Origin of the sequence: Kribbella sp. NPDC056951, assembly GCF_042674205.1 — a bacterium.
Classification (GTDB): Bacteria; Actinomycetota; Actinomycetes; order Propionibacteriales; family Kribbellaceae; genus Kribbella; species Kribbella yunnanensis.
The window spans coordinates 333,261-356,692 of sequence record NZ_JBHUQZ010000008.1; the positions used below are offsets into that span (position 1 = coordinate 333,261).

General features: G+C 67.5%; 22 protein-coding genes. 17 read left to right on the plus strand and 5 right to left on the minus strand.

Annotated features, from left to right (window positions below; translation table 11 throughout):
- The first annotated feature begins 35 nt into the window (after positions 1-35).
- Together ACFTSF_RS29265 and ACFTSF_RS29270 are read left to right on the plus strand one after the other, a co-directional pair.
- A complete protein-coding gene (locus ACFTSF_RS29265; protein ID WP_380157310.1) occupies positions 36-1,430 on the plus strand; it encodes an FAD-binding oxidoreductase in 1,395 nt (464 codons plus the stop codon).
- A gap of 117 nt (positions 1,431-1,547) precedes the next feature.
- The gene (locus ACFTSF_RS29270) at positions 1,548-3,248 is read left to right on the plus strand and encodes an ATP-binding cassette domain-containing protein (protein WP_380157312.1); all 1,701 of its coding nucleotides are present in this window, start codon (positions 1,548-1,550) and stop codon (positions 3,246-3,248) included.
- 6 nt (positions 3,249-3,254) lie between these two features.
- Here ACFTSF_RS29270 and ACFTSF_RS29275 read toward each other — a convergent pair whose 3' ends face one another.
- Positions 3,255-3,737 carry a hypothetical protein gene (locus ACFTSF_RS29275; RefSeq protein ID WP_380157314.1) on the minus strand — a complete coding sequence of 161 codons (483 nt, stop codon included), beginning with the start codon at positions 3,735-3,737 and terminating at the stop codon, positions 3,255-3,257.
- Between the two features lie 404 nt (positions 3,738-4,141).
- Here ACFTSF_RS29275 and ACFTSF_RS29280 point away from each other — a divergent pair, with 404 nt between their 5' ends.
- The 8 genes from ACFTSF_RS29280 to ACFTSF_RS29315 all read left to right on the plus strand — a co-directional run bounded on the left by ACFTSF_RS29280 (position 4,142) and on the right by ACFTSF_RS29315 (position 13,564).
- Entirely contained in the window at positions 4,142-5,752 is a 1,611-nt protein-coding gene (locus ACFTSF_RS29280; RefSeq protein WP_380157315.1) for an ABC transporter substrate-binding protein, read from the plus strand.
- Positions 5,749-6,675, plus strand: a complete 927-nt coding sequence (locus ACFTSF_RS29285) for an ABC transporter permease (RefSeq protein ID WP_344151092.1) — start codon at positions 5,749-5,751, stop codon at positions 6,673-6,675. Before ACFTSF_RS29280 ends, ACFTSF_RS29285 begins: the two co-directional genes overlap by 4 nt.
- On the plus strand, positions 6,668-7,564 hold the full coding sequence (locus ACFTSF_RS29290) for an ABC transporter permease (RefSeq protein ID WP_344151095.1): 897 nt from the start codon (positions 6,668-6,670) through the stop codon (positions 7,562-7,564). Before ACFTSF_RS29285 ends, ACFTSF_RS29290 begins: the two co-directional genes overlap by 8 nt.
- The gene (locus tag ACFTSF_RS29295; RefSeq protein WP_380157318.1) at positions 7,561-8,562 is read left to right on the plus strand and encodes an ABC transporter ATP-binding protein; all 1,002 of its coding nucleotides are present in this window, start codon (positions 7,561-7,563) and stop codon (positions 8,560-8,562) included. Before ACFTSF_RS29290 ends, ACFTSF_RS29295 begins: the two co-directional genes overlap by 4 nt.
- On the plus strand, positions 8,562-9,587 hold the full coding sequence (locus tag ACFTSF_RS29300) for an ABC transporter ATP-binding protein (protein WP_380157320.1): 1,026 nt from the start codon (positions 8,562-8,564) through the stop codon (positions 9,585-9,587). Before ACFTSF_RS29295 ends, ACFTSF_RS29300 begins: the two co-directional genes overlap by 1 nt.
- 145 nt (positions 9,588-9,732) lie before the next feature.
- A complete protein-coding gene (gene dapB, locus ACFTSF_RS29305; protein WP_380157321.1) occupies positions 9,733-10,479 on the plus strand; it encodes a 4-hydroxy-tetrahydrodipicolinate reductase in 747 nt (248 codons plus the stop codon).
- Positions 10,480-10,926, plus strand: coding sequence for a hypothetical protein (locus ACFTSF_RS29310; RefSeq protein ID WP_380157323.1), 447 nt, complete (start codon positions 10,480-10,482; stop codon positions 10,924-10,926). It begins immediately after the preceding gene.
- A gap of 139 nt (positions 10,927-11,065) precedes the next feature.
- A complete protein-coding gene (locus ACFTSF_RS29315) occupies positions 11,066-13,564 on the plus strand; it encodes an ATP-binding protein (protein WP_380157325.1) in 2,499 nt (832 codons plus the stop codon).
- Between the two features lie 443 nt (positions 13,565-14,007).
- Here the strand turns inward: ACFTSF_RS29315 and ACFTSF_RS29320 are convergent, their stop codons facing one another.
- Positions 14,008-15,729 carry an alpha/beta hydrolase gene (locus ACFTSF_RS29320; protein ID WP_380157326.1) on the minus strand — a complete coding sequence of 574 codons (1,722 nt, stop codon included), beginning with the start codon at positions 15,727-15,729 and terminating at the stop codon, positions 14,008-14,010.
- 78 nt (positions 15,730-15,807) lie between these two features.
- Positions 15,808-16,362: a helix-turn-helix domain-containing protein gene (locus ACFTSF_RS29325; protein WP_344151116.1), complete on the minus strand. Its 555-nt coding sequence runs from the start codon at positions 16,360-16,362 to the stop codon at positions 15,808-15,810.
- Between the two features lie 28 nt (positions 16,363-16,390).
- Here ACFTSF_RS29325 and ACFTSF_RS29330 point away from each other — a divergent pair, with 28 nt between their 5' ends.
- Both ACFTSF_RS29330 and ACFTSF_RS29335 read left to right on the plus strand, forming a co-directional pair.
- Positions 16,391-16,828, plus strand: a complete 438-nt coding sequence (locus tag ACFTSF_RS29330; RefSeq protein ID WP_380157328.1) for a VOC family protein — start codon at positions 16,391-16,393, stop codon at positions 16,826-16,828.
- Positions 16,828-17,250, plus strand: coding sequence for a DUF5655 domain-containing protein (locus tag ACFTSF_RS29335; RefSeq protein WP_380157330.1), 423 nt, complete (start codon positions 16,828-16,830; stop codon positions 17,248-17,250). Before ACFTSF_RS29330 ends, ACFTSF_RS29335 begins: the two co-directional genes overlap by 1 nt.
- Here ACFTSF_RS29335 and ACFTSF_RS29340 read toward each other — a convergent pair.
- Together ACFTSF_RS29340 and ACFTSF_RS29345 are read right to left on the minus strand one after the other, a co-directional pair.
- Entirely contained in the window at positions 17,236-17,841 is a 606-nt protein-coding gene (locus ACFTSF_RS29340; RefSeq protein WP_344151125.1) for a GNAT family N-acetyltransferase, read from the minus strand. The genes ACFTSF_RS29335 and ACFTSF_RS29340 overlap by 15 nt on opposite strands.
- Positions 17,842-17,858: 17 nt before the next feature.
- Positions 17,859-19,052: a DUF418 domain-containing protein gene (locus ACFTSF_RS29345; RefSeq protein WP_380157332.1), complete on the minus strand. Its 1,194-nt coding sequence runs from the start codon at positions 19,050-19,052 to the stop codon at positions 17,859-17,861.
- A 174-nt stretch (positions 19,053-19,226) separates the two neighbouring features.
- Between ACFTSF_RS29345 and paaA the strand changes: the two genes are divergently transcribed.
- From paaA to paaE, 5 genes are read left to right on the plus strand one after another with little or no spacing between them, the layout of a single operon-like run.
- Positions 19,227-20,144, plus strand: a complete 918-nt coding sequence (gene paaA, locus ACFTSF_RS29350) for a 1,2-phenylacetyl-CoA epoxidase subunit PaaA (protein ID WP_380157334.1) — start codon at positions 19,227-19,229, stop codon at positions 20,142-20,144.
- Positions 20,141-20,422 carry a 1,2-phenylacetyl-CoA epoxidase subunit PaaB gene (paaB, locus tag ACFTSF_RS29355; protein ID WP_344151134.1) on the plus strand — a complete coding sequence of 94 codons (282 nt, stop codon included), beginning with the start codon at positions 20,141-20,143 and terminating at the stop codon, positions 20,420-20,422. The genes paaA and paaB overlap by 4 nt, the downstream gene beginning before the upstream one ends.
- On the plus strand, positions 20,419-21,153 hold the full coding sequence (paaC, locus tag ACFTSF_RS29360; RefSeq protein WP_380157336.1) for a 1,2-phenylacetyl-CoA epoxidase subunit PaaC: 735 nt from the start codon (positions 20,419-20,421) through the stop codon (positions 21,151-21,153). Before paaB ends, paaC begins: the two co-directional genes overlap by 4 nt.
- A complete protein-coding gene (gene paaD, locus ACFTSF_RS29365) occupies positions 21,147-21,626 on the plus strand; it encodes a 1,2-phenylacetyl-CoA epoxidase subunit PaaD (protein WP_344151140.1) in 480 nt (159 codons plus the stop codon). Before paaC ends, paaD begins: the two co-directional genes overlap by 7 nt.
- Positions 21,626-22,708 carry a 1,2-phenylacetyl-CoA epoxidase subunit PaaE gene (gene paaE / locus ACFTSF_RS29370; protein WP_380157339.1) on the plus strand — a complete coding sequence of 361 codons (1,083 nt, stop codon included), beginning with the start codon at positions 21,626-21,628 and terminating at the stop codon, positions 22,706-22,708. Before paaD ends, paaE begins: the two co-directional genes overlap by 1 nt.
- The last annotated feature ends 724 nt before the right edge of the window (positions 22,709-23,432 follow it).

Here is a 23,432-nt window from a genome sequence, read left to right on the forward strand (position 1 = left end):
GGGAGGGCCTGGGGGAGTGATGGCAGGAGTCGGCCATGAGCACGATCACTCCGGACATACGCACCGAAGACTTCCGCGGGGAGCTGGTTCGGCCCGGTGAGCCGCCGTACGACGAACTCCGCGCAGTGTGGAACGGGTCGATCGACCGGCGGCCCGGCGTGATCGCCCGCTGCACCGGGGTGGCCGACATCCGGTCCGCGCTGGCGACAGCCCGTCGTACCGGAGGGCCGGTCGCGGTCCGCGGCGGCGGGCACAGCTTCCCCGGACACTCGACGTGCGACGGCGGCCTGCTGATCGACCTCGGGCTGCTGAAGGGCATCCGGGTCGACCCGGTCCGCCGTACGGCGCGGGCCCAAGGCGGTGTGCTGCTGGGGGAGCTCGACCGGGAGACGCAGGCGTTCGGCCTGGCGGTGCCGTCGGGCATCGTGACGCACACCGGTCTGGCCGGGCTGACGCTCGGGGGCGGGATCGGTTGGCTGATGCGCAAGTACGGACTCACCATCGACAACCTGCTGTCGGTGGATGTGGTCACCGCCGAGGGCGAGCTGGTGACCGCGAGTGAGGAGGTCAACGCCGACCTGTTCTGGGGGATCCGCGGTGGTGGCGGGAACTTCGGCATCGTCACCGAGTTCGAGTTCCGGCTGCATCCGGTCGGGCCGATCGTGTACGGCGGCCTCGTGGCGTGGCCGATGGACCGGTCACCGGAGCTGCTGCGGCACTACCGCGACTGGCTCGCCGACGTGCCGGACGAGCTGACCACCGCGGTGATCCACCGTTGGTTGCCTTCGTCACCGATGATCCCGGCCGAGCTGCATGGCCGGCCGGTGGTGGCCGTCGTCGCGTGCTACACCGGACCGGTCGAGGAAGGTGAGCGGCTGCTCGCGCCGCTGAAGGCCTTCGCGCCGCCGCTCCTGGACCGGTGTACGCCGACGCCGTACCTGACCCTGCAGTCGATGCTCGATCCGAGCTTCCCGCACGGCCGTTGGTACTACATGCGCGCCTGCGACGTCGCCGAACTCACCGACGACGTGATCGACGTCGTAGCCGCCCGCGGCCTCGCGATCGACTCGCCGTACACGTCCTTCCCCGTCTTCCATCTGGGCGGCGCGATCTCCCGGGTCTCGGCGGACAGCACCGCGTTCGGTGGGCGAACCAGCGGTCACACCGTCAACTTCGTCGGCGCCACCCTCGGGCCGGAAGGCTTCGAAGCCCAACGCGACTGGGTCCGCACGTCCTGGCAAGCCCTCGAACCACACCAGTCCGGCGTCTACGTCAACTTCCTCACCGACGAAGGCTCCGCCCGAATCCGCTCCGCCTACGGGCCCGCCGCCTACGACCGCCTGCAAGCGCTCAAACAGAAGTACGATCCGGGCAACCTCTTCCACCTGAACCAGAACATCCCACCCTCCGACGGGGTACCCTCGCTCTGACGTCACACGTGATCTGCCGCTGGATCGCACTCTGAACGCGATCACATGCACTTGACGGCCGACGGTTCCCGCGCTGAATTCTCAGCGCGGCTCCGGCCTGTCTTTGCGAGGATCACCATGCTCGACGCGTTCCGTACTGCCCGCGACTCTCTTGTCGACGCTGCCCGGGTTTCGCCCGGCTTGCTCGCCTTCTGCTCGTTGCTGGTGCTGGCTCAGGCTGCGTTGCCTGGCGTGCAGGTTGTGCTGATTGGTGAGCTGGTCGATCGGCTCACCGCGGGTGAGCGGCCGTGGGGGCTGCTGATCACGCTGACCGTTGTGGTCGGGTCGATGTACCCGTTGGGTGCGATGGCGCGGGATGCGGGGCAGCGGTTGATGTTGCGGCTCCGGTTGCACTATCGGTCCGAGTTGCTGCAGACGTCGGCCCGGCTGAGTCCGAGTCGGCTTGCGGATCCTCACGTGGTCACGGAGTTGGAGGCTAGTCAGGCGGCGATCGATCCGATGAGTACGGTCGCGAACCAGCCGGTGCAGGTGCTGGGGGCTGCGGTGACTGCGGTCGTGCTGTGCGCGGCGATCGGGTCGATCAATCCGTTGTCCGGCGTACTGGTGCTGGCTGCGCTGGTGCCTACTGTGCTCGCCTTTACGGCCATCGCGCGGATGGAGAGCCGCGGGTGGCCGGAGGTTGCGGCGAATGATCGGCGTGCGGTGTATGCGACTGAGCAGCTGCTTCAGCAACGCTCGGGTACTGAGCTGGCCGTCCTCGGGTCGGGCGCGAAGGTGGCCGAGTTGGCGATCGCCTATCGCGCGACGGCGACGCGGGTGCTCGATAGGATGATCCGTACGGCGATGAGCTTCGAATTGGCGGCTGCTCTCGCGACTGTGTTCCTGTTCGGCGGTGCCTTGGTGGCCCTGGTGATCGGTGGTGCCAGCGGGGGAGCGGCCGCAGCTGCGGTCGCTGGAACGATCTCCGGGCTGAACGCGATCCGGCTGTGCGGCTACGCGTTCGGACTCATCGTGACCGCGGCTCCCCGCGCGGCGACGTACCGGGGTTTCGTTGGCAGTGTGCCGGCTGCGGAACCGCAGACCGTCGTACCCGTTGTGGAATCCGTTGCCCTCGACAACGTCACCTTCCAGTACCCGGGAGCGGAGCGGGCTGCGCTTGCGAAGGTGTCGATCACGGTACGCCGTGGGGAGATGGTCGCGCTGGTGGGAGTGAACGGGGCCGGGAAGACGACCGCCGTCAACCTGCTCGTCGGCGGCCTGACGCTGGACTGCGGTCGCGTGCTGATCGGCGGGCGAGATGCGTCGCTCATGAGCGAGTCTGAGCGGCTCGGGCACTTCGGGTTGCTGGTGCAGGAGTTCGGCCGGTTCGAGTTCACCCTCCGCGACGCCGTCGCCCTCGGCTCCCCACACCCGGTCGAGGACGCCGACATCCGCGCCGCCCTGACCGGCACCTTCGCGGCCGACCTCCCGCTCGATACCCAGCTAGGCCAGCAATGGGGCGGCACCGGCATCTCCGGCGGCCAATGGCAGCGAGTCGCCCTCGCCCGGATCCAGCTCCGCAACGCCGGCATCTGGATCCTCGACGAACCCACCTCCGCCATCGACGCCGAAGCGGAACGCGAGATCTTCGCCGGCCTCCGCCGTACCAAGGACACCCGCATCACCCTCGTCGTCTCCCACCGCGCCTCCACCCTGACCGACATGGACCGCATCTACGTCATCGACGGCGGCGCGGTCGTCCAGCAAGGCACCTACCGGGAGCTGATGAAACAGCCGAGCGGGCGCTTCGCCCGGCTGTTCGTCAGTCAGGAAGGCTGAGAAGCCTCACAACCACTGCTGGTAGTCGCTGCCGTTCCAGGGCGACAGATAGACCGAGCCTTCGAAGTTGCTGTCAAGATTCTGGACGGACTGGCGCTGGTTGAACTGGCCACTGCTGTGCTTCCACTTCTGGTAGTCGCTCCCGTTGCAGCTGAGGGTGTAGACCCGCCCGCCGGAGGAGGTTCCGTCGAGGCACTCCTCGCTCCACGCATTGGCGAGACTGCGCCACTCCGGATCCGATCCGAACCAGTTCCACCGCTGCTGGCTCGAGCCGTTGCAGGGTGCGGTGAAGACGTGCCCGTTCGCCCCCTGCTCGAGGCAGCGGCCGGTCTTCTTGTTCTGCAGGGTGATGCTCAGGATGCCGTCGGGCGTCGCGGTGAAACCTGCGCCGGCCGGCTCCGCCCGGGCAACCGTCGGGCCGGCGACAGATGCCACGATGGCCGCCGCGGCTGCGGCGATCGCCCAGCCGGTACGTGCCTGCGTTCTCATTCGGACCTCCTGCGTCGAAGTGTGCCTGTCGATAACCGACCGTCACCGTAGGCAGCGGCCGCACCCTCCAACAAACGTTTCAATGGGCAGCGAAATGGTCTTGCCGGATGCAGCCTTCTGACGTACTCGCACGTTCGCGCGCGGGGGTCGGGTGCGCATTTGTGCGCACAAACTGATTTGTCAGGGAACTGGGCTGACATCTGATGACTTCGGGGGTTGGGGCGATTAAGGTGGGTCGGTTGAGCGGTCGGGTGGATGGGTCATCTGAGGTCTTGGGTTGGTAACGCCTGCGTTACGCGCGTGGGTTTGGGGGCTGACAACGTTGACATGCGCAGTTTCGACCAGCGAGCATGGCGCTTGTTCCGCCCGCCGATCGGCGCTTTGCCGAGGAAGTTGGTTCGACCGTGCGACGTCTGACTGGGGTTGTGGGGGTGGCACTCGGGCTTTCGCTGGTGCTGGCCTCGTGTGGTGGCAAGTCGGGTGGGGACGGCGGCTCGGGGGGTGGGGCCAAGAGCGAGGTGATCGCGATCGCGGCCGACCCGCTGGAGTACATCAACCCGCTGAACGAGAACGGCAGTCCGGGGATCCAGGTCGCGATGGCGATGTTCGCGCCGCTGGTGACCACGGATCCGAACAGCGGCAAGTTGCTGAACGTGATGGCCGACTCGGTCACGCCGGACAAGACCAGCCAGACCTGGACGATCAAGCTGCACCCGGGGAACACGTTCCAGAACGGGCAACCGCTGACGGCCAAGGACTATGTCGACAGCTGGAACCTGACTGCCCAGGGCTCGAACGCGTGGAAGAACAACGGCTTCTTCTCCAAGGTCGAGGGCTACGAGGCGCTGAACCCCGAGACCCCGGACGGCGCGACGCCGAAGCCGACCTCGGTCAAGGCGCTCAGCGGTCTGAAGCAGGTCGACGACCTGACCTTCACGGTCAAGCTCAAGGTGCCGTTCTCGCAGTTCGGTCTGACCCTGCAGTACCTCGGTCTGGCGCCGCTGCCGGAAGAGGTCCGCAAGGACCCGGACGCCTACAAGCGCAAGCCGATCGGCAACGGCCCGTTCAAGCTGGCCGCCGACTGGAACGCCGGTGACGACATCAAGCTGGCCAAGTGGGACGGGTACAAGGGCCCGCTGGTGCCGGAGGCCGACGCGATCACCTACCGCTTCATCCCGAACGCGGACACGGCGTACAACGAGTTCCTGGCCGGCAACATCGACTTCGTCGACGTGCCCTCGACCAAGGTGAAGAGCTTCAAGGACGACGCCCCGGACAAGTGGGTGACCAGCATCAGCTCGGGCGCCAACTACCTGACCCTCCCGGCCTGGGACCCGCGCTTCAAGAACCCCAAGCTGCGGCACGCGTTCTCGATGGCGATCGACCGGAAGGCCTACGCCGACCTGATCGGACTGTCCGAGCCGGCCAAGGCGCTGGTCGCGCCCGACATGGACGGCTACCGCGCCGACTCCTGCAAGTACTGCGACTTCGACCCCGCGAAGGCCAAGCAACTGCTGGCCGAGGCCGGTGGCTTCTCCGGCCCGGTCAACATCAACTACAACACCACGTCGGCGACCGGTCAGATCAACGCCGAGGCGATCGGCAACATGATCCGGCAGAACCTCGGCCTCGAGGTCAAGTACACCGGCAAGGTCGGCTCCGAGATCACCGAGCTCGCCGACACCCGCAAGCTCGACGGCCTGCGGTTCAGCGGCTGGGGCCACGACTACCCGTCGATCGAGGACTACCTGACCCCGATGTTCAAGTCCAACGGCGACGCGAACTTCTCCGGTTACAACAACCCCGCGCTGGACGCCGTACTGGCCAAGGGTGACGCCGAACCGGACCCGGAGAAGGCGATCAAGCTCTACCAGCAGGCCGAGGACATCGCCCTCGAGGACATGCCGCTGATCCCGCTGATCACCAAGTCGAACGCCTACCTGCACTCGGACAAGATCGAGCCGCGGGTCTCCAAGTACGTCGGCGTCTCCGCCTTGTGGGCCACGTTTAAATGATCCGGTACGTCGTTCGCCGCATCATCGCGGCGATCCCGATCGGTGTGATCGTCACGCTGGGGGTCTTCGCGCTCGTCTTCGCGATGCCTGGGGACCCCCTGCGGGAACTGGCCGGTGACAAACCGATCCCGGCCGCCGTACTGGCCGCCAAACGGGCCCAGTTCCACCTCGACGATCCCTTCATCGTCCAGTACTTGCTGAGCATGAAGGACATCCTGACCGGCAATTTCGGTACGACGTTCGCCGGTGCCGACATCGCCGACCAGCTCCGGTTGCGGATCCCGGTCACGCTCAAACTCACCTTGCTGGCCAATGCGTTCCAGTGGACGTTCGGTCTGCTGTTCGGCATCTACGCCGGCTTCCGGCGGAACGGCTGGGTGGACAGGTCGTTGCTGCTGGCAACACTCGTGCTGCTCGCCGTGCCGGGACTCGTGGCGTACTTCGCCGCGCAGTACTTGTTCGGGGTCGAGCTCAAGTGGTTCCCGGTCTCCGGCGTGCTGGAGGGATTCCCGACGTCGTACCTGTTGCCGGCGCTGGTGATCGGCCTGCTCGGGTTCGCCGGGCTGGCTCGGCTGATGCGGACGTCGATCGTGGAGACGGTGAACGCCGACTTCGTGAAGACCGCCCGGGCGAAAGGGCTGGGCGAGCAGCGGGTTCTGTGGCGGCACATCCTGCCGAACGCGCTGCTGCCGGTGGTGACGTTCATCGGGCTCGACCTGGCCGGCATGTTCGGCGGGGCGATCATCACCGAGTCGATCTTCAACCTGCCGGGGCTGGGGCAGTTCATGTTCCAGGCGATCAAGCTGAAGGAGGGCGGTGTCGTGGTCCTGTTGTCGACGCTGGCGTTCCTGTCGTTCATCGTGATCAACCTGCTGGTGGATCTCCTCTACGGAATCCTGGACCCGAGGGTGCGCCATGTCTGACGTCACAGCGGTGGTCAGCGCCGAGGCCCAGGAACTCGGCGACGGTCGGACCCTCTCGAACCGCGAGCTGCTGCGGGCGCTGATGCGCAAACCGCAGTTCGTGCTGTGCAGTCTGCTGCTACTCGCGTTCTTCACGATGGCCGCCGTACCGAAGCTCTTCACCTCGGCCGACCCGCGCTTCTGCGAGCTCGGCAAAAGCCGCCAAGGCCGCGGCCCGGGGCATCCGTTCGGCTTCGACATCCAGGGCTGCGACTACTTCGCCAACGTCGTGTACGGCGCTCGCCCGTCGGTGCTCGTGAGTATCTGCGCCAGCTTCGGGGTGTTCGTGCTCGCCGGATCGTTCGGTCTGCTCGCCGGGTACTTCCCGGGATTCATCGACGCGCTGATCTCGCGGACGGCCGACGTACTGTTCTCGATCCCCGGTCTCGTCGTCCTGATCGTGATCCTGAACTCGGTGCCGAACCGCAGTATCTGGATCATCGTCGGCGTCATCCTGCTGATCGGCTGGCCGGGTGGCATGCGGCTGATGCGGGCCACGGTCTTCTCGGTGCGCAACCGCGAGTACGTGCTGGCCGCGCGCTCGATTGGCGTCCCGCCGCTGCGGATCCTGCGCAAACACGTGTTCCCGAACGCGATGGCGCCGCTGCTCGCGATGACCACCCTGGGCATCGGTGGCATGGTCGGTCTCGAGGCCGCACTCACCTTCCTGGGCGTGGGTCTGCAACCGCCGTCGATCTCGTGGGGATCACAGTTCGGCGTGGCCGCGTCGTACCGGGACACCCCGCACCTGTTCATCTGGCCGGCGCTGTTCATCTCCACGATGACGATCTCGTTCATGATCATCGGCGACTCGATCCGCGACGCCCTCGACCCGAAGTTGATGCGATGACTGCGACTGGCGAGGTCCTGCTCAAGGTCGACAACCTGAGCGTCGAGTTCGATACGCCGCGCGGGCCGGTGCGGGCTGTCGACGGGGTGTCGTGGCAGGTGCGGGCGGGGGAGACGCTGGCGATCCTGGGGGAGTCGGGGTCGGGTAAGAGCGTGTCGACGCAGGCGCTGACCGGGATCCTGGACATGCCGCCGGGACGGATCGTCTCCGGTACGGCGGAGTACCGCGGCGCCGACCTGATCTCGATGACGACGCGGGAGCGGCGCAAGATCGTGGGGGACCGGATCACCATGGTGTTCCAGGACTCGCTGTCGGCGCTCAATCCGGTGCAGTCGGTCGGGACGCAGATCGCCGAGTGCTTCCGGGTGCATCGCGGGATGTCGAAGCGGGACGCGCTGACGAGGGCGGCCGAGATGCTCGACCAGGTGCGGATTCCGGCCGCGGCGAAGCGGGTGCGCGACTACCCGCACGAGTTCTCCGGCGGGATGCGGCAGCGCGTGATGCTGGCGATGGCGCTCGCGCTGGATCCCGACGTACTGATCGCGGACGAGCCGACCACCGCGCTCGACGTCACCGTGCAGGCGCAGATCCTGGAGCTGATCGCGGAACTGCAGGCCGAGCGCGACATGGGCGTCGTACTGATCACGCACGACCTCGGTGTCGTGTCGGATGTCGCGGACAACGTGGTGGTGATGTACGCCGGTCATGTCGTCGAGCGCGCGTCGACCGCGGCGGCGCTCGATCATCCCGTGCATCCGTACACCGAAGGGCTGCTCGGGTCGATGCCGTCGGCCGACCTCAAGGGGCAGGAGCTGCCGACCATCCCCGGTACGCCGCCGTCGTTGCGATCGATTCCGTCCGGGTGCGCGTTCCGGCCGCGGTGCCCGATCGCGATCGAGGAGTGCGCGCACGACGTACCGCCGTTGCTGACCGTCGCGCCCGGCCGCGATGCCGCGTGTATCCGCCGGACGACGCTGGCCGAGAAGGAGGCCGTCTGATGGCCGAAGAGTTGCTGGTGGCAACGGATTTGGTGAAGCACTACGACATCAGCCCGGCGCTGCACTTCGGGGCGAAGGTGCTGGTTCGCGCGGTCGAGGGCGTGAATCTGACGCTACGCAAGGGCGAATCGCTCGGCATCGTCGGCGAGTCCGGCTGCGGAAAGTCCACGCTGGTCCGGCTACTCGCCGCGCTGGAGAAGCCGACGTCAGGTGCGATCCACTACGGCGGCGTCGATGTCAGCAACCTGCGCGGTCGCGAACTGCGGCAGTGGCGGCGGAACGTCCAGGTCGTCTTCCAGGACCCATACTCCAGCCTGAACCCGCGGATGCGCGTCGGCGAGATCGTCGCCGAACCGCTGGAGGTCCACCCGGATGTGTCGAAGGGCATGGACATCCGGCGACGCGTGCGCGAGCTGCTCGAGCTGGTCGGCCTGCGTGCTGAGGACGAGACCAAGTTCCCGCACCAGTTCTCGGGCGGTCAGCGGCAGCGGATCGGGATCGCCCGGGCGATCGCCCTCAACCCCGATGTCCTGCTCTGCGACGAACCGGTTTCCGCCCTCGACCTGTCCGTCCAGGCACAGGTCGTGAACCTGCTGATGCGACTCCAACGCGAACTCGGCCTAAGCATCATCTTCGTCGCGCACGACTTGTCAGTCGTCCGACACGTCTCCGACCGAGTCGCCGTCATGTACCTCGGCCGGGTCGCGGAACTCGGCGATCACCAGAACGTGTACGACGTACCGGCGCACCCCTACACGCAGGCCCTGCTGTCCGCCGAACCAGGCCTCGCCCGCCAAGGCCGCAAACGCATCGTCCTAGCCGGCGACCCGCCCTCCCCAGTCTCGCCTCCTTCAGGTTGCCGCTTCCACACCCGCTGCCTCCGCGCCGAATCCCGCTGCAGCACCGAAGAACCCCAACTCCGCCCCATCCCCACCGGCCAGAATGTCGCCTGCCACTTCGCCGAAGACGCCCAACTCGCCTACACCCCAGCCGCCTCCAGATCTGCGCAGCAACAGGACGTATAGGTCTACGTAGGTGCCCGCGCTCGCGGGGTGGTTGGGCGCCGGTCGGCGTGGCGGCGGTATACGTCCTGTCGTTGGGGTGATTGGTGGACCCGGGTGGGGTGGATGAGATCCTGGGGGCCTCGACTAGGCAGGTGAGAGGGCGCGGATGATCAAGGTTGGGGTGCTGGGGGCCAAGGGGAAGATGGGCGCTCAGACGTGCCTGGCGGTTGATGAGGCCGCTGACGTGGAGCTGGTTTCGTCGTTGGACCAGGGGGACGACCTGGTTGAGCTGACGAAGGCGGGTGCTCAGGTCGTGGTGGACTTCACCCGGCCCGAGGTGGTGATGGACAACCTCGAGTGGTGCATCGCGAACGGGATTCACGCGGTGGTCGGGACCACCGGGTGGGACGAGGAGCGGCTGGCGAAGCTGCAGTCGTGGCTGGATGCGGCACCGGGGGTCGGCGTACTGATCGCTCCGAACTTCTCCATCGGTGCGGTGTTGATGATGCAGTTCGCGGCCAAGGCGGCCCGGTTCTACGAGTCGGTCGAGATCATCGAGCTGCACCACCCCGACAAGGTCGACGCCCCTTCTGGGACAGCACGCCGTACGGCGGAATTGGTCGCGGCTGCTCGGCGGGAGGCCGGAAGCGCGCCGATCCCGGATGCGACCACGACTGCGCTCGACGGGGCTCGTGGTGCGGATGTCGAGGGGATCCGGGTGCACGGTGTCCGGCTGCGCGGGCTGATCGCGCACCAGGAGGTGCTGTTCGGTGACGAGGGCGAGACGCTGACGATCCGGCACGACTCGATGGCCCGGGTGTCGTTCATGGCCGGTGTGCTGCTCGGCGTACGGAGCATCGTCAACACGCCGGGGCTGACCGTCGGGCTCGAGCACTTCATGGACCTCGACTAAATGAAAGCCAAGCAGGCGGCGATCGTCCTGGCGGTCGTGTTCATCGCGTACGCCGCTCTGCTCGGCTGGCGCGGGGTGTTGCTGATCGGGACCGGGGATCCGGTCGCGGTCGGCCTCGGCGTCGCCGTACTGGTGATTCCGGTGCTCGGTGCGTATCTGGTCTGGCGGGAGCTGCGGTTCGGCACCCAGACTGAGGGACTGGCCCGCGAGCTGGAGGCGGCCGGCGGGCTGCCGGTGGACGATCTGCCGCGCCGGCCGTCCGGGCGGATCGACCGGGCCGCGGCCGACGCGGCGTTCGAGCAGTACCGGGCCGAAGCGGAGGCTTCGCCGGACGATTGGCGGGTATGGTTCCGCCTGTCGACGGCGTACGACGCCGCCGGAGATCGCAAGCGGGCACGGGCCACCATGCGCCAGGCGATCGCCCGGCACGCCGCCGAAATGCAGTGATCTGGTACTGGGCGTTACCTGTGAGTTCGCTGGCAACCTGCGGCGATTGACTGACAATGCGGGCCGGATAAGGATATTTTCAAGGGAAACGTACGTGGCAACCGCCACGTCGAGGCCGGAAACTGGGTGGAGCCGTCCTGTGTCGTCCGACGGATCTCGCCGCGGTTCGGACGACGTGCAGGGGGCTGGGTTCGGCGGCTTGTTGCGCCGGCATCGGCGAGACGCCGGGCTGTCGCAGGAGGGCCTGGCGGAGCTGGCCGGTCTGAGTGTCGACGCGATCGCGGCGCTGGAGCGGGGTCGTCGCCGTGCGCCGAGAGCGCACACTCTGCGGCTCCTCGCGGACGCCCTGCGACTGAACAGCGCTGAGCGCAGTCAGCTCACCACCTCCGCCCGGAACGAGTCCGACTCACCGCAGCCGGTGCTCAGACGACCACCCGCCCCGCCGAATGAGCTGATCGGGCGGACTGTCGAGCTGAGCACGGCCAAGCGCTTGTTGGGCCAGCGCATCACGCGGCTGCTGACGCTGACCGGTCCGGGCGGTGTCGGCAAGACCCGGCTCGCCATGGCGGTCGCAAGCGAGCTCCCCGATGACTTCGCGGATGGCGTGTGCTGGGTTCCGCTCGCGTCGCTCACCGACGGACAGGGCGTCGCGGCCGCTGTCGCAGCCTCGATCGGGCTGCACCCGATGGACACCGCCCGGCTGACCGAAGAGATCGCCGAGCAGATCGGCCAGCGCACCCTGCTGCTGACGTTCGACAACTGCTCGCACGTGGTCTCGAGCGTCGGCCAGGTGTGCGCCGCGCTGCTGGAGTCCTGCCCGAACCTGTCCATCCTCGCCTCCAGCCGCGAGCTGCTCCGGGTCCCCGGTGAGAACGTGTACGTCGTACCACCGCTCGCGCTGCCCCCGGTTGACGGCCGGTCCGAGGCAGCGGCCGCGGTCCGGCTGTTCGTGGATCGGGCCAGAGCGCGCGGGTACGACCTGGACGGTCAGCTGGAGCAGGTGGCCCGAGTGGTACGGCGGCTCGAGGGCATGCCGCTGGCGATTGAGCTGGCGGCCGCCCGGACGAACGTGATGACGATCGAAGAGCTGGCCGGTGAGCTGGAGACGTCGTTCGGCATCCTGGCCGGTGGCGACCGGACGGCGTCGCCGCGGCAGCAGTCGATGCGCGGTGCGATCGAGTGGAGCCATGACCTGCTCACACCGGCGGAGCGCGATGTCTTCGCGCAACTGTCGGTCTTCGTCGGCGGCTGGAGCCTGAGCGCGGCCGCGATGGTGATGTCCGGTGAGGACGCACCCGGACCGGTCGCGAGGGCCGAGGCACTCGACCTGACCGGACGCCTGGTGGACAAGTCACTGATCCGGGTTACGAGGCGCGGTGGCGTCGCGCGGTACTACATGCTCGCGGTGATCCGGGAGTTCGCCGCGGACCGGTTGCAGACCACGTCCAGTGTGGACGAGGCGGTCAGCCGACACGCGCACTTCTACATCGGATTGGCCGAGCAGGCGGAGCGCGAGCTGCGCGGTGCGAGCCAGGAGGACTGGCTCGAACGTTTGCAAAGTGAGCTGGACAACCTGCGCGCCGCCATGGCATGGGCGCTGCAGACCAGGTCAGTGAGCGAAGCACTGCGGCTGTCTGGCGCACTCTGGTTGTTCTGCTACCTGCGCGGTCACTACGCGGAGGGCAGCCAGTGGCTGGAGCGTTCGCTCGCTCTGGCGCCGTCCACCGATGACGCGACACCCGCGCTGGCGAAGGCGAATCTCGGTGCCGGCATGCTGGCGTTCCTGCAGTGCGAGTACGACGTGGCGACAACTCGGCTCGAGACCGCACTCGCGCAGTACAAGGAACTCAAGGACACCGCCGGTACGGCGTTGGTGCTACAGCGACTCGGGGGAGTGGCGCGCGAGCGCGGCGACTATGGGACTGCTGAGGACCTGCACTGCCTGAGCTACGACCTATTCGAGGAGCTCGGTGACCAGTCCGGGATGTCGTGGGCGCACAACCACCTTGGCTTCGTGGCCTGGCTGCGGGGCGATCTGGATGTCGGTGCCCGCCGGTGCGGCCGGGCGCGGGACAGCTTCCGGCGGCTGGGCGACGGCGAAGGACTCGCCTGGTCGCTGATCAGCCTCGGCGCGATCGCGCAGTACAAGGGTGAGCTGGTCGAGGCGGAGACCCTGCTGCAGGAGAGCCTCACACTGTCGCAGCGACTCGGCTATCGCGAGGGTGTGGCGTGGTCGCTCAACCAGCTCGGCATAGTCGAACGGCGTCGCGGTCTGACCGAGCGTGCGGTGCACCTGCTCGACGAGAGCCTGGCTGAGCATCGGGACCTCGGTGACAGGTGGCGGTCGGCCAGTGTGCTCGAAGAGCTCGCCGCGGTCGCTCAGCAGCGAGAACGCAGCGAGTACGCCGCATTCCTGCTCGGTGCGGCGGACGGCGTACGCGAAGTGATCCAGGCACCGGTGCCGCAGGTCGAGAAGGCCGACTATCAGGCGACGCGCAGCGCGGTCGAGGCATCGCTGGACCGGCGCGTCTTCCGGACGGCGTGGACAGCGGGGCGCTCAGCCCCGCTGGCAGCCGTGGCCGACGGCTACCCGGTCCAGAGCCCCGCACCTGATCCGGACCGGTCCAGGTATCTGTGACCTGTCCGATCAGCAGTCCACCAGAGCTGCTGATCGGCAGGGGATATGCCTCGCGAGGCATCACGACCTGGGGGATCGACGATGCCCCGCGAGGGATCTGGGATGCGCGGGATCGTACGTGTGCGTGACCCGGCCGGCTGCGCCTCTGTCTGACCCCCCAGGCAGTCCCCCCACCTGCAGCCGGCCGAAGCCACGTCCAGCGAGCGAGCCTTTCGTCGAGCCCTCCCGGTCGACGCCCGGCCCTCCCGCGCTGAAACAAGAGTGGCCGATGTCACGCTCTGTCGCACAGGGACGTAACCCTGACATCGCCCTGACAAATATGTCCTGACAACGAAGGCATCTGCGGGATTTCGCCGACCGTAACCGGTGGCTGTCAGTGGGTGATTTCCGGTGCGGCTCCGGAATTGGGTCAAGCGTTTGGCCGGTGCCAATTCGTGATGATTTCAGCCGAGATATCCGGAGAGGGCTGCGGTGAATCCGGCAACCCGGCGCAACGGTGAACCGGTGGCGGCCTCGCCGCCCTCACCTTCGATCGGCTCCGGAGTGGACAGTGCCGGGATACCTTCGCCGCGGCAGCTCACGTCGGCGGCCGGGGTCTTGCCGGTGGTGAGGAACGCGTTGACGATTCGATCGGCGCACTTGTTCACCCCGCCGTACACGCCGTGATCGCCTTCGCCGGTGATCGTCAGCAGCCGCGATCCGGCGTACCGGTGATGGGCTTCGGCAGCCAGCGTGAAGCTGGTGGCCGGGTCGTTCTGGCTCTGCACCATCAGGGTTGTCGGCAGGCCGGCGCCGGTCGGCTGCGGCATGTTGAGCCGGGGGCGGTCCCAGTAGAAGCACGGGTTCTCGTTCATGCTCCAGCCGATCAGCGGGTTCCGCGGACCGAGGCGGCCGGCGAGCTGGTCGGCGTGCTCGCGACCCTGCGGCCAGGCGGTGTCGTTGCAGGTGATCGCCGTGAAGGTCGCGTCCTCGTAGTCGTCGCCCGCTGCGGAGAGACCGCGTGCCGGCAGGCCGACGGTACTGCGGTGCGCCCGGCGAACGAGTTCTTGCTGGCGAGCCGGTGAGAGGGCGTCGACGAGGGCTTGTGCGGCGCGCGGTCCGCCCTTTGTCTGGGTTTCGGAAAGTTCGCGGAGAAATGCCAGATCAAGGGCGAGCGAGTAGAAGTCGAGTTTTGTATACAAATCCCCGGAAACCATGTCGTCCAGGATGTTCTGGTCGTAGGTGATCCGGATCGAGCCGTCCATGAACTCTTCGACCACGGGCTGCTTCTTCAGCGCCGCCCGTAACCGTTCGTAGTTGCGAACCACCTGGCGGGACGTCGTGCCGAGGTGCAGTTTGTCGTCGTACTTGGCCGCCCAGGTCGCGAAGTCCTGCTGGAACCGCCGCTCGAACGCGGCCGGCTGCGCCGCGAACGTGCTGATCCACGGGCTGGTGAAGTCGGTGTTCGAGTCGAGCACGAAGCGGCCGACGTGCTGCGGGAAGTAGGTCTGGTAGTACGCGCCCAGCCAGGTGCCGCCGGAGTAGCCGACGAAGTCGATCTTGTCGAAGCCGAGCAGTTGGCGGATCAGGTCCATGTCCTGCACGGTCTGCGCGGTGGTGACATAGGGGAGCAGCCCGCGGGACTGCCGGTCGCAGTACGGCTGAGCGAGCTTGGACGCCTGCGAGATCAGGTCCAGGTTCGACGGGTCGCGGTCGCGGGCGTCCATCGAGTAGCCCGGTGCGCCCTGGCACGTGACGTTGGTGCTGTCGCCGGTACCGCGCGGGTCGAAGCCGACTGCCAGGTGGTCCTTGGCCAGCGGCTTCTGGCTCGCCAGGTACGGCGCCATTCCGAGCCCGGCACCACCTGGTCCACCCGGGTTGCCGAACACGACCCGGCTGGGCTTACCGCGTTCCGGGGTGACCTTGCTGACCGCGAGCTCGATGTCAGTTCCGCCGTACTGGTTGGACCAGTCGCGCGGTGCGGCGATCTTCGTGCAGAAGGTCCGCAGTTCCTCGTCACCGCAGCGCCGCCAGCTGAGCTTCTGCTGCAGGTACTTGTTCGCCACCGGCCGCGCCTTGTCGACGATCACCCCCGTCTGCATCGAGGCGGTCGCACCCGAGCCGGGAACGATCAGGACAGCAGCGGCGGACAGCCCCAGGCCGACGGCCAGGGAGACGAGCTTCATACAGACTCCAACGGCAAAGCGTGATCGGACCGTCGCAATCTGTCATGTCAGGTGGCCGGGGTCGAGCACCACCCCCGGCTAGTCGCTTTTCGGCGGCAAGAAGTACGCGAGCATCCGCACCCGCCGCGAGTCCGGCGTGGGCTCCTTGCGTTGCAGATAAGGCATCAGCAGAACCTCGAGATCCTCCTGCACCTTGCGCAGCTCCTCGGCGGTCAGCCACATCCCTGCGTTGAACAACCCCGCCGAGCGAGCCCAGTCCAGCTCCAGCTCCGGTTCCGTCCCCTCGACCCACTGGCGCGGGAGGTGCTCGTAGCTCAGCAGCATCGCACTGCTCAACGCGCGCGCCGCCTGCTGAACCTCGACATCCCCGTCCTCCGGAATCTCGAAGAAGATGCCGCGGCCACAGGCCTCCCACGTGTCGCCGTCCCGCTTCACCAGGCCGACCGCGGCCAACTGCTCCGCGTGCTCAGCCGCACCGACCCCAACGGCCTCCGTGAGCTCCTCGGTCGTCGCTGCACCGTGCCGCGTCAGCCGGTCCGTGATCGCCAGCCGCACCGGATCCGCCAGCGTCCGCATCGCCGCCGCGCCCGTCAGCACCATGTCCCCGACCTCGTTGACTCGCACCTCGCTCATGCGGCCAAGACTGCCCTAGAGTCGGTGCATGACGGCGTTCGACCTGCACATAGTGTTCGACTGCGCTGAGCCGGATCGGGTGGCGCGGTTCTGGATGCGTGCGCTCGGTGGCTACGACTTCCCGACGCCGGTGCCCGACGGGTTCCTGACCTGGGACGACTGGGCGGACGCACAGCAGATCCCGGTGGACCAGCGGCCGACCGGACGCACACTGGTCGACAAAGTGCGGGACCGGCCGGACATCTTCTTCCTGCAGGTCCCAGAGGCGAAGGTGACCAAGAACCGAGTGCACCTCGACATCAAGGTGGCCCCCGGCCTGTCCGGCGACGAGCGTCGTACGGCGGTCGATTCCGAGGTGGATCGCCTGATCGGGCTCGGTGGGAGCGTGCTGCGGCGGATGGACGAGGCGGACGGCTACCTCGTCGTCATGCAGGACCCCGAGGCGAACGAGTTCTGCGTGGCCTGATGTGGCGGTGTGAGCGGTGCGGGCGGACGTTCGCGCAGCGGAACCAGACCCACACCTGTCGGCCGCTGGGGCAGCTGGACGCGCACTTCGTCGGAAAGGACGCGCTGGTGCGGGCTACGTTCGACCGGGTGCTGGCGGTGGTGCAGGGGTTCGGGCCGGTGGAGGTGCTGGCGGAGCAGACGCGGATTGCGTTGCATGTGCGGATGAGCTTTGCGGCGTTCGTGCCGCGGGTGCACTGGCTCGACGGGCACGTCGTGCTGGCTCAGGAGCTGGCCGGCCCGCGGTTTCGGCGGGTGGAGGTTTACTCGCCACGGAACGTCCTGCACGCCTTCCGGCTGAGCGACCCGAGCGAAGTGGACGCTGAGGTCGAGGACTGGTTGGTGAAGGCCTACGCCGTGGGCTGCGGGCTACACCTCGGCTGAGGGGTCGGTGTGGAGACGGATCTGCTTGATGCGGACTGAGCCGTCGCCGTACAGGTCTAGCTCGCGGTGGGCGGTGTCGGGGGCCCAGCCGGCTTCGGTGTAGAAGGCGCGGGAGACGTCGTCGGTGGAGTTGACCCAGACGGTGACCCGGCGGAAGCCGTCGGCGCGGACTGTGTCGACGACTGCGTTCAGGAGGCGGGAGCCGTGGCCGGCGCGAGTGGCGTCCGGCTGGACTGCTAGCTCTGCGATCAGGGCGTCGTGCTGGGAGTCGGCGTCCGGGTCGTCCGAGGCGGTGATGGCCGCGAACCCGACCAGCGTGCGGCCGGCCAGTGCGACCATCACCCGGTTGCGGGCCTCGCCGGGGGCGATCAGTGCGGCCCGCCACTGGGCGGCGAACTGGGCCGGGTTCAGGTCGGCCAGTACGTCGGCCGGCAGCAGACCGGCGTACGACGCCCGCCAGGCCGCTACCTGGATCTCGCCGATCGCGTTCGCCTCGGCGGGCAGCGCGAGCCGCACACTGGTCTCGGCCACCGGCGGCTCACCGGACAGGTCGGACAGATTCGCAGGCTCGGGTACGCCGAAGTCACTCACGCTGCCCATCCTCTCAATCAGTAGACGAGCCGGCGCAGGAGGGTCTCCGCCGGACCGCGGTAGGAGCGGCGGCTCATCAGGTAGGCGCCGGTCACCGAGACCAGCCAGACCGCAACCGCGCATCCGAGTGCCGCGTACGCCGTACTGCCGAATCGGTGTCCGAGATCCAGAGTGAACGGTGCCAGCAGGCCCATCCACGCGACCGACTGGAACAGGTACCCCGACATCGACCGCTGACCCAGTGCGGAGATCGCGCGGACCGGGAGCGACAGGGTGGTGATGCGGGCGACCAGTAGGCCGAACAGAGCGACGTACCCGGGACCACCGAACATCCCGCTCACATGCGACAGCATGTTCAGTGAAGCGACTGCGGTCTCGTCAACGTGCAGCCAGCCCGCACCGACCAGTGCCAGCGGCAGACCGCCCAGCACTGTGATGCTCATGCTGACTACGGCGACGCGGGTGAGCAGTGTGCGGTGTGCGGCCGGGTTCTCCAGGATGTGCTTGCGGGCGGCCCAGATACCCAGCCAGACGACCATGACGAACGGGATCACGCTGGCGGTGTGCAGCGGGTACTCGTGCAGTCGCTCCAGCAGACTCGCGCCGTACGACGACGCTGCGAGCGACGGGTTCGGCTCATTGGTGAGTGCCTGAGCCGGTCCGGAGCTGGCCAGTGTCGCAACAGCACTATGGATCGCCAGGTAGAGGACGTAGACGATCTCGAAGGCCCAGATGCCGATGACGATCCGGTGGAACTTGTCGCTGCGGTTGAGGAGCAGCAGGGTGCAGATGATGCCGACAATGCCGTAGGCGCCGAGGAAGTCGCCGAAGTACAGCAGAGTCGCATGTACGGCGCCGAACGCGATCAGCCACGCGTTCCGCTTCAGCAGGATCCGCCGGACCGCACCGGGCGTCGCGCCGGAGGAGCGCTGTCGCCGGGCCAGTTGGACCAGGCCGTAGCCGAACATCACCGCGAAGACCGGGTACGCCCGGGCGTCGACGAAGGTGAGTTTGAGGAAGTTGAGGATGCGCTCGAACCCGTGTGGCGCGCTCTCGACGCCGGGCTGGCCGGCGAAGGCGAAGTTCGCGCTGTTCGCCAGCCCGATCAGCAGCAGCATCGCGCCGCGGATCAGGTCGGGGGCGAGGGCCCGTTCCTTACCGGTGACCGGGCCGCGGTGATCCGTGGCCGGGAGGGTTTGCTGGATCGTCACTGGAGTCTGCCTCTCAGAACTGTGTAATCCCTGAACTGTTGAAGCAATCCTCTCGCCGGCCGCCGGCCCGACCCAGTGCGCTGAACCCCCTCCCATAGGTGGGCCCAGCACCACCCTTGTGACACCTGTTGTCGATCTGGAGAAAAAGTGTCACATCTGGGCTATGCTGCGCTCATGGACAGCTTCCAGGCGACGATCGACGCCGACGGCCGGATCGAGCCGCGGGACGCCATGCCCGACGGCTACCGCAAGACCCTGATCCGGCAGATCGCGCAGCATGCGCACTCGGAGATCATCGGCATGCAGCCGGAGGGCAACTGGATCAGCCGGGCGCCGTCACTGCGCCGCAAGGCGATCCTGATGGCCAAGGTCCAGGACGAGGCCGGCCACGGCCTCTACCTGTACGCCGCCGCCGAGACGCTCGGCGTGGACCGGGCCGACCTGCTGGACATGCTGCACACCGGCCGGCAGAAGTACTCCAGCATCTTCAACTACCCGACGCTGACCTGGGCCGACATCGGTGCGATCGGCTGGCTGGTCGACGGCGCCGCGATCGTGAACCAGGTCCCGCTCTGCCGCTGCTCCTACGGGCCGTATGCGCGCGCCATGGTCCGGGTCTGTAAGGAGGAGTCGTTCCACCAGCGGCAGGGCTTCGAGATCCTGCACACGCTGTGCAACGGCACCGAGGGGCAGAAGGCGATGGCGCAGGACGCGCTAGACCGCTGGTGGTGGCCGTCGCTGATGATGTTCGGCCCGCCGGACGCATCGTCCACGCATTCCGAGCAGTCGATGGCGTGGGGGATCAAGCGGCACAGCAACGACGAGCTGCGGCAGCGATTCGTCGACATGACTGTCCCGCAAGCAGATGTGCTGGGGCTGCGCGTGCCGGACGACGGACTGGTGTACGACGAGGCCACTGGTCACTACAGCTTCACCGAGCCGGACTACACCGAGCTGTACGCCGTGGTGAAGGGCAACGGGCCGTGCAACGAGAAGCGGCTCGCGCATCGGGTCAAGGCGCATGAGGACGGTGCTTGGGTCCGTGAGGCCGCAGCGGCGTACGCAGCGAAGCAGCAGGAGGCCGTGGCATGACCGTTGAGCCACTGTGGGAAGTGTTCGTTCGGTCGCGGCGTGGGTTGTCGCACACGCACGTCGGGTCGCTGCACGCGCCCGACGCGACCATGGCGCTGCGGAACGCGCGTGACGTGTACACCCGGCGTCAGGAGGGTGTGTCGATCTGGGTCGTGCGAGCGACCGACATCACCGCGTCCAGTCCGGATGAGAAGGATGAGTTCTTCGACCCGGCAGGTGACAAGGTCTACCGGCACCCGACGTTCTACGAGGTTCCGGAAGGTGTCGAGCACCTGTGACCGACCTCTTCGACTACACGCTCCGGCTCGGTGACGACGCGCTGATCGCCGCGCAGCGCATGGCCGAGTGGATCGCGGCCGCACCGCAGCTCGAGGAGGACGTTGCCCTTGGCAACATCGGGCTCGACCAGCTGGGCCAGGCGCGGACGCTACTGCAGTACGCCGGCTCGATGGATGGCCGCACCGAGGACGACCTGGCGTACTTCCGCGAGGAGCGCGAGTTCCGCAACCTGCAGCTGTGCGAGCTCCCGAACGGCGACTTCGCGCACGCAATGGCCCGCCTGCTGTACTTCGCGACGTACCAGCACCTCCTGTACGACGAGCTGCGCACCGGCGCGGACGAGACGCTGGCCGGTGTGGCGGGGAAGGCGGTCAAGGAGGTCGCGTACCACGTCGACCACGCGACCCAGTGGGTTATCCGGCTGGGCGACGGTACTGAGGAGAGCCACCGCCGCATGCAGGCCGGGTTGGACGCGCTCTGGCCGTACACCGAGGAGATGTTCGAGTCCGACGACCTTGTACGGCGGCTCCCGGTCGCTGTGGATCCGGCTGGTCTGCGGGATGAGTGGGAACGCCGGGTGTTCGCGGTGATCGACGAATCGACGTGCAGTCGGCCAGAGTCGTCGTACCAGCACAAGGGCGGCCGGAGTGGTCGGCACACGGAGCACATGGGGTACCTGCTCGCAGAGCTGCAGCACGTGGCGCGCTCACACCCGGGGGCGACATGGTGACCGACGCTGCGATCCTCGACGCAGTCGGTGAGGTCGCTGACCCCGAGGTGCCGGTGCTGACGATCGCTGACCTCGGAGTGCTGCGTGGTGTGCGGCACGAGGGTGATGAGGTCGTCGTGACGATCACACCGACGTACTCGGGCTGTCCGGCGATGGACCTGATCCGGCACGAGGTAGAGCTGACGTTGCAGTCGTTGCACGTCGACGGGCGTGTTGAGACCGTGCTGTCGCCGGCGTGGACGACGGACTGGATGAGCGAGGCCGGCAAGGCGAAGCTGACCGAGTACGGGATCGCACCGCCCACTGGTCGCCGTGCTGTTGGTGGACCGGTGATGCTGTCGCTCACTCTGCGGTGTCCGCTCTGTGGGTCACCCGACACGTCGGAGCTCAGCCGCTTCGGATCCACGTCCTGCAAGTCGCTCTGGCGCTGTAACAGTTGCCGGGAGCCCTTCGATCACTTCAAGGCGATCTGATGACTACTACGGCCGCCCGGCGCCGGGCGACATTCCACGCGCTGAAGGTGTCGGCGATCGAGGCGATCACCGATGATTCGGTGGCGATCACGTTCGCCGTACCGGAGGAGCTCGCGGGGGAGTACGACTTCACTGCGGGCCAGCACCTGACAATTCGCCGTACTGGTGAAGACGTGCGGCGCAGCTACTCGATCTGCTCGCCGGCGGGTTCCGGTGTGCTGCGGATCGGGGTGAAGCGGATTCCCGGTGGCACGTTCTCGGCGTACGCGGCGCATGAGCTCAAGGTGGGCGACGAGCTCGAGGTGATGACGCCACTCGGCCGCTTCGGTACGACGCTCGACCCCGCCAACGCCAAGCATTACGCCTTCCTGGCCGCGGGTAGTGGCATCACACCGGTGCTCTCGCTGGTAGCGACGATCCTGTCGGTCGAACCGTCCAGCCGCGTCACGCTGCTCTACGGCAACCGCACTGCGGGCTCAGTCATGTTCGCGGACGAGCTGGCGGATTTGAAGGACGTATACGCCGAGCGCCTGCACCTCGTGCACGTGTTGTCGCGTGAGTCGACCGAGGTGGAACTCTTCAGCGGCCGCATCGACGTGGAGCGGTTGCAGCGCATGTTCGCAACCATCCTGCCGATCGCAACCGTCGACGACTGGTTCCTCTGCGGCCCGTACGCCATGGTGGTCGGCGCTCAGGACCTCCTGCTGGCCGAAGGCGTAGCCCGCGAACACGTCCATGCCGAGCTCTTCCACATCGGCGACGAAGCCCCCAAGCCCCAGGTCGAAGAGGCAGTCGACGAAGACGCCGCCCAAGTCACCGTCATCCTCGACGGCCGCCGCTCCACCTTCCCCCTAGGCGAACACGCCCGCCCCATCCTCGACGCCACCCTAGCCGTCCGCTCCGACGCCCCCTTCGCCTGCAAAGGCGGCGTCTGCGGCACCTGCCGAGCCAAAGTCCTCGAAGGCGCAGTCCGCATGGACACCAACTGGGCCCTAGAACCCGACGAAATCCGAGCCGGCTACGTCCTAACCTGCCAATCCCACCCCACCACCTCAGCCGTAACCGTCGACTACGACGCCTAACCCCACCGCAGTTACCCCACCCGTCGGCGTGGTCCCGGGGAAGCGCCGTTGGCCCCACCCGCGACTGTGGTTCCCGGGGGGGAGAGAGAGAGGTGTTGAGCCTGCTCGTGGGGTGTGGTTTCGGGGGAGTGGCGTTGGGCTCGCCCGTAGGTGTCGTTCCCGCAGACCGGCGTTCCCCGCCCGCAGACATCTTTCCGCACGCCAACCACAGCCCGGCAACCCAAGCGACGCGGAGCCGCGGTCACCGACCGCACCATCCACCCCAGCCGCCGCGTCGCCCAGCCACGCTGTCTTTTAGTCGGCCGGGAGCGGCGATCAGCCACAGCGGACGTCCCCGGCCGAGTCCTTTCGGACCTGCACCCCGACTCGACCACCAAAGGCGGCCGACAGAAACCAGAGGGCGGGCCACGCGGGTGGCTGGGCCGGATGGCGAGGCCCGGCGACCGCGGCTCCACGCCGTCTAGGGCTGACGGGCTGTGGCTGAGCTGCGTGATGCTCGAGTCTTGCGTTAGTCGGTAGATTTTCGGGTCCAGGCGCCGATTTCGTTCCGACTAACGCGGCAGTCACCCCCGACGCCCCGAGAACGCGGGCCGGCGGTCACCTTGAGCACAGTGATGATGGTTGTGGCTCTTGGCGGATGACTCGCTTGAGCACTGACGACGCTGTCTTTGATGGGATCCGTCTTCGTCAGGGGCCGCACGCACCGGCCGGACGGAGCGTGACC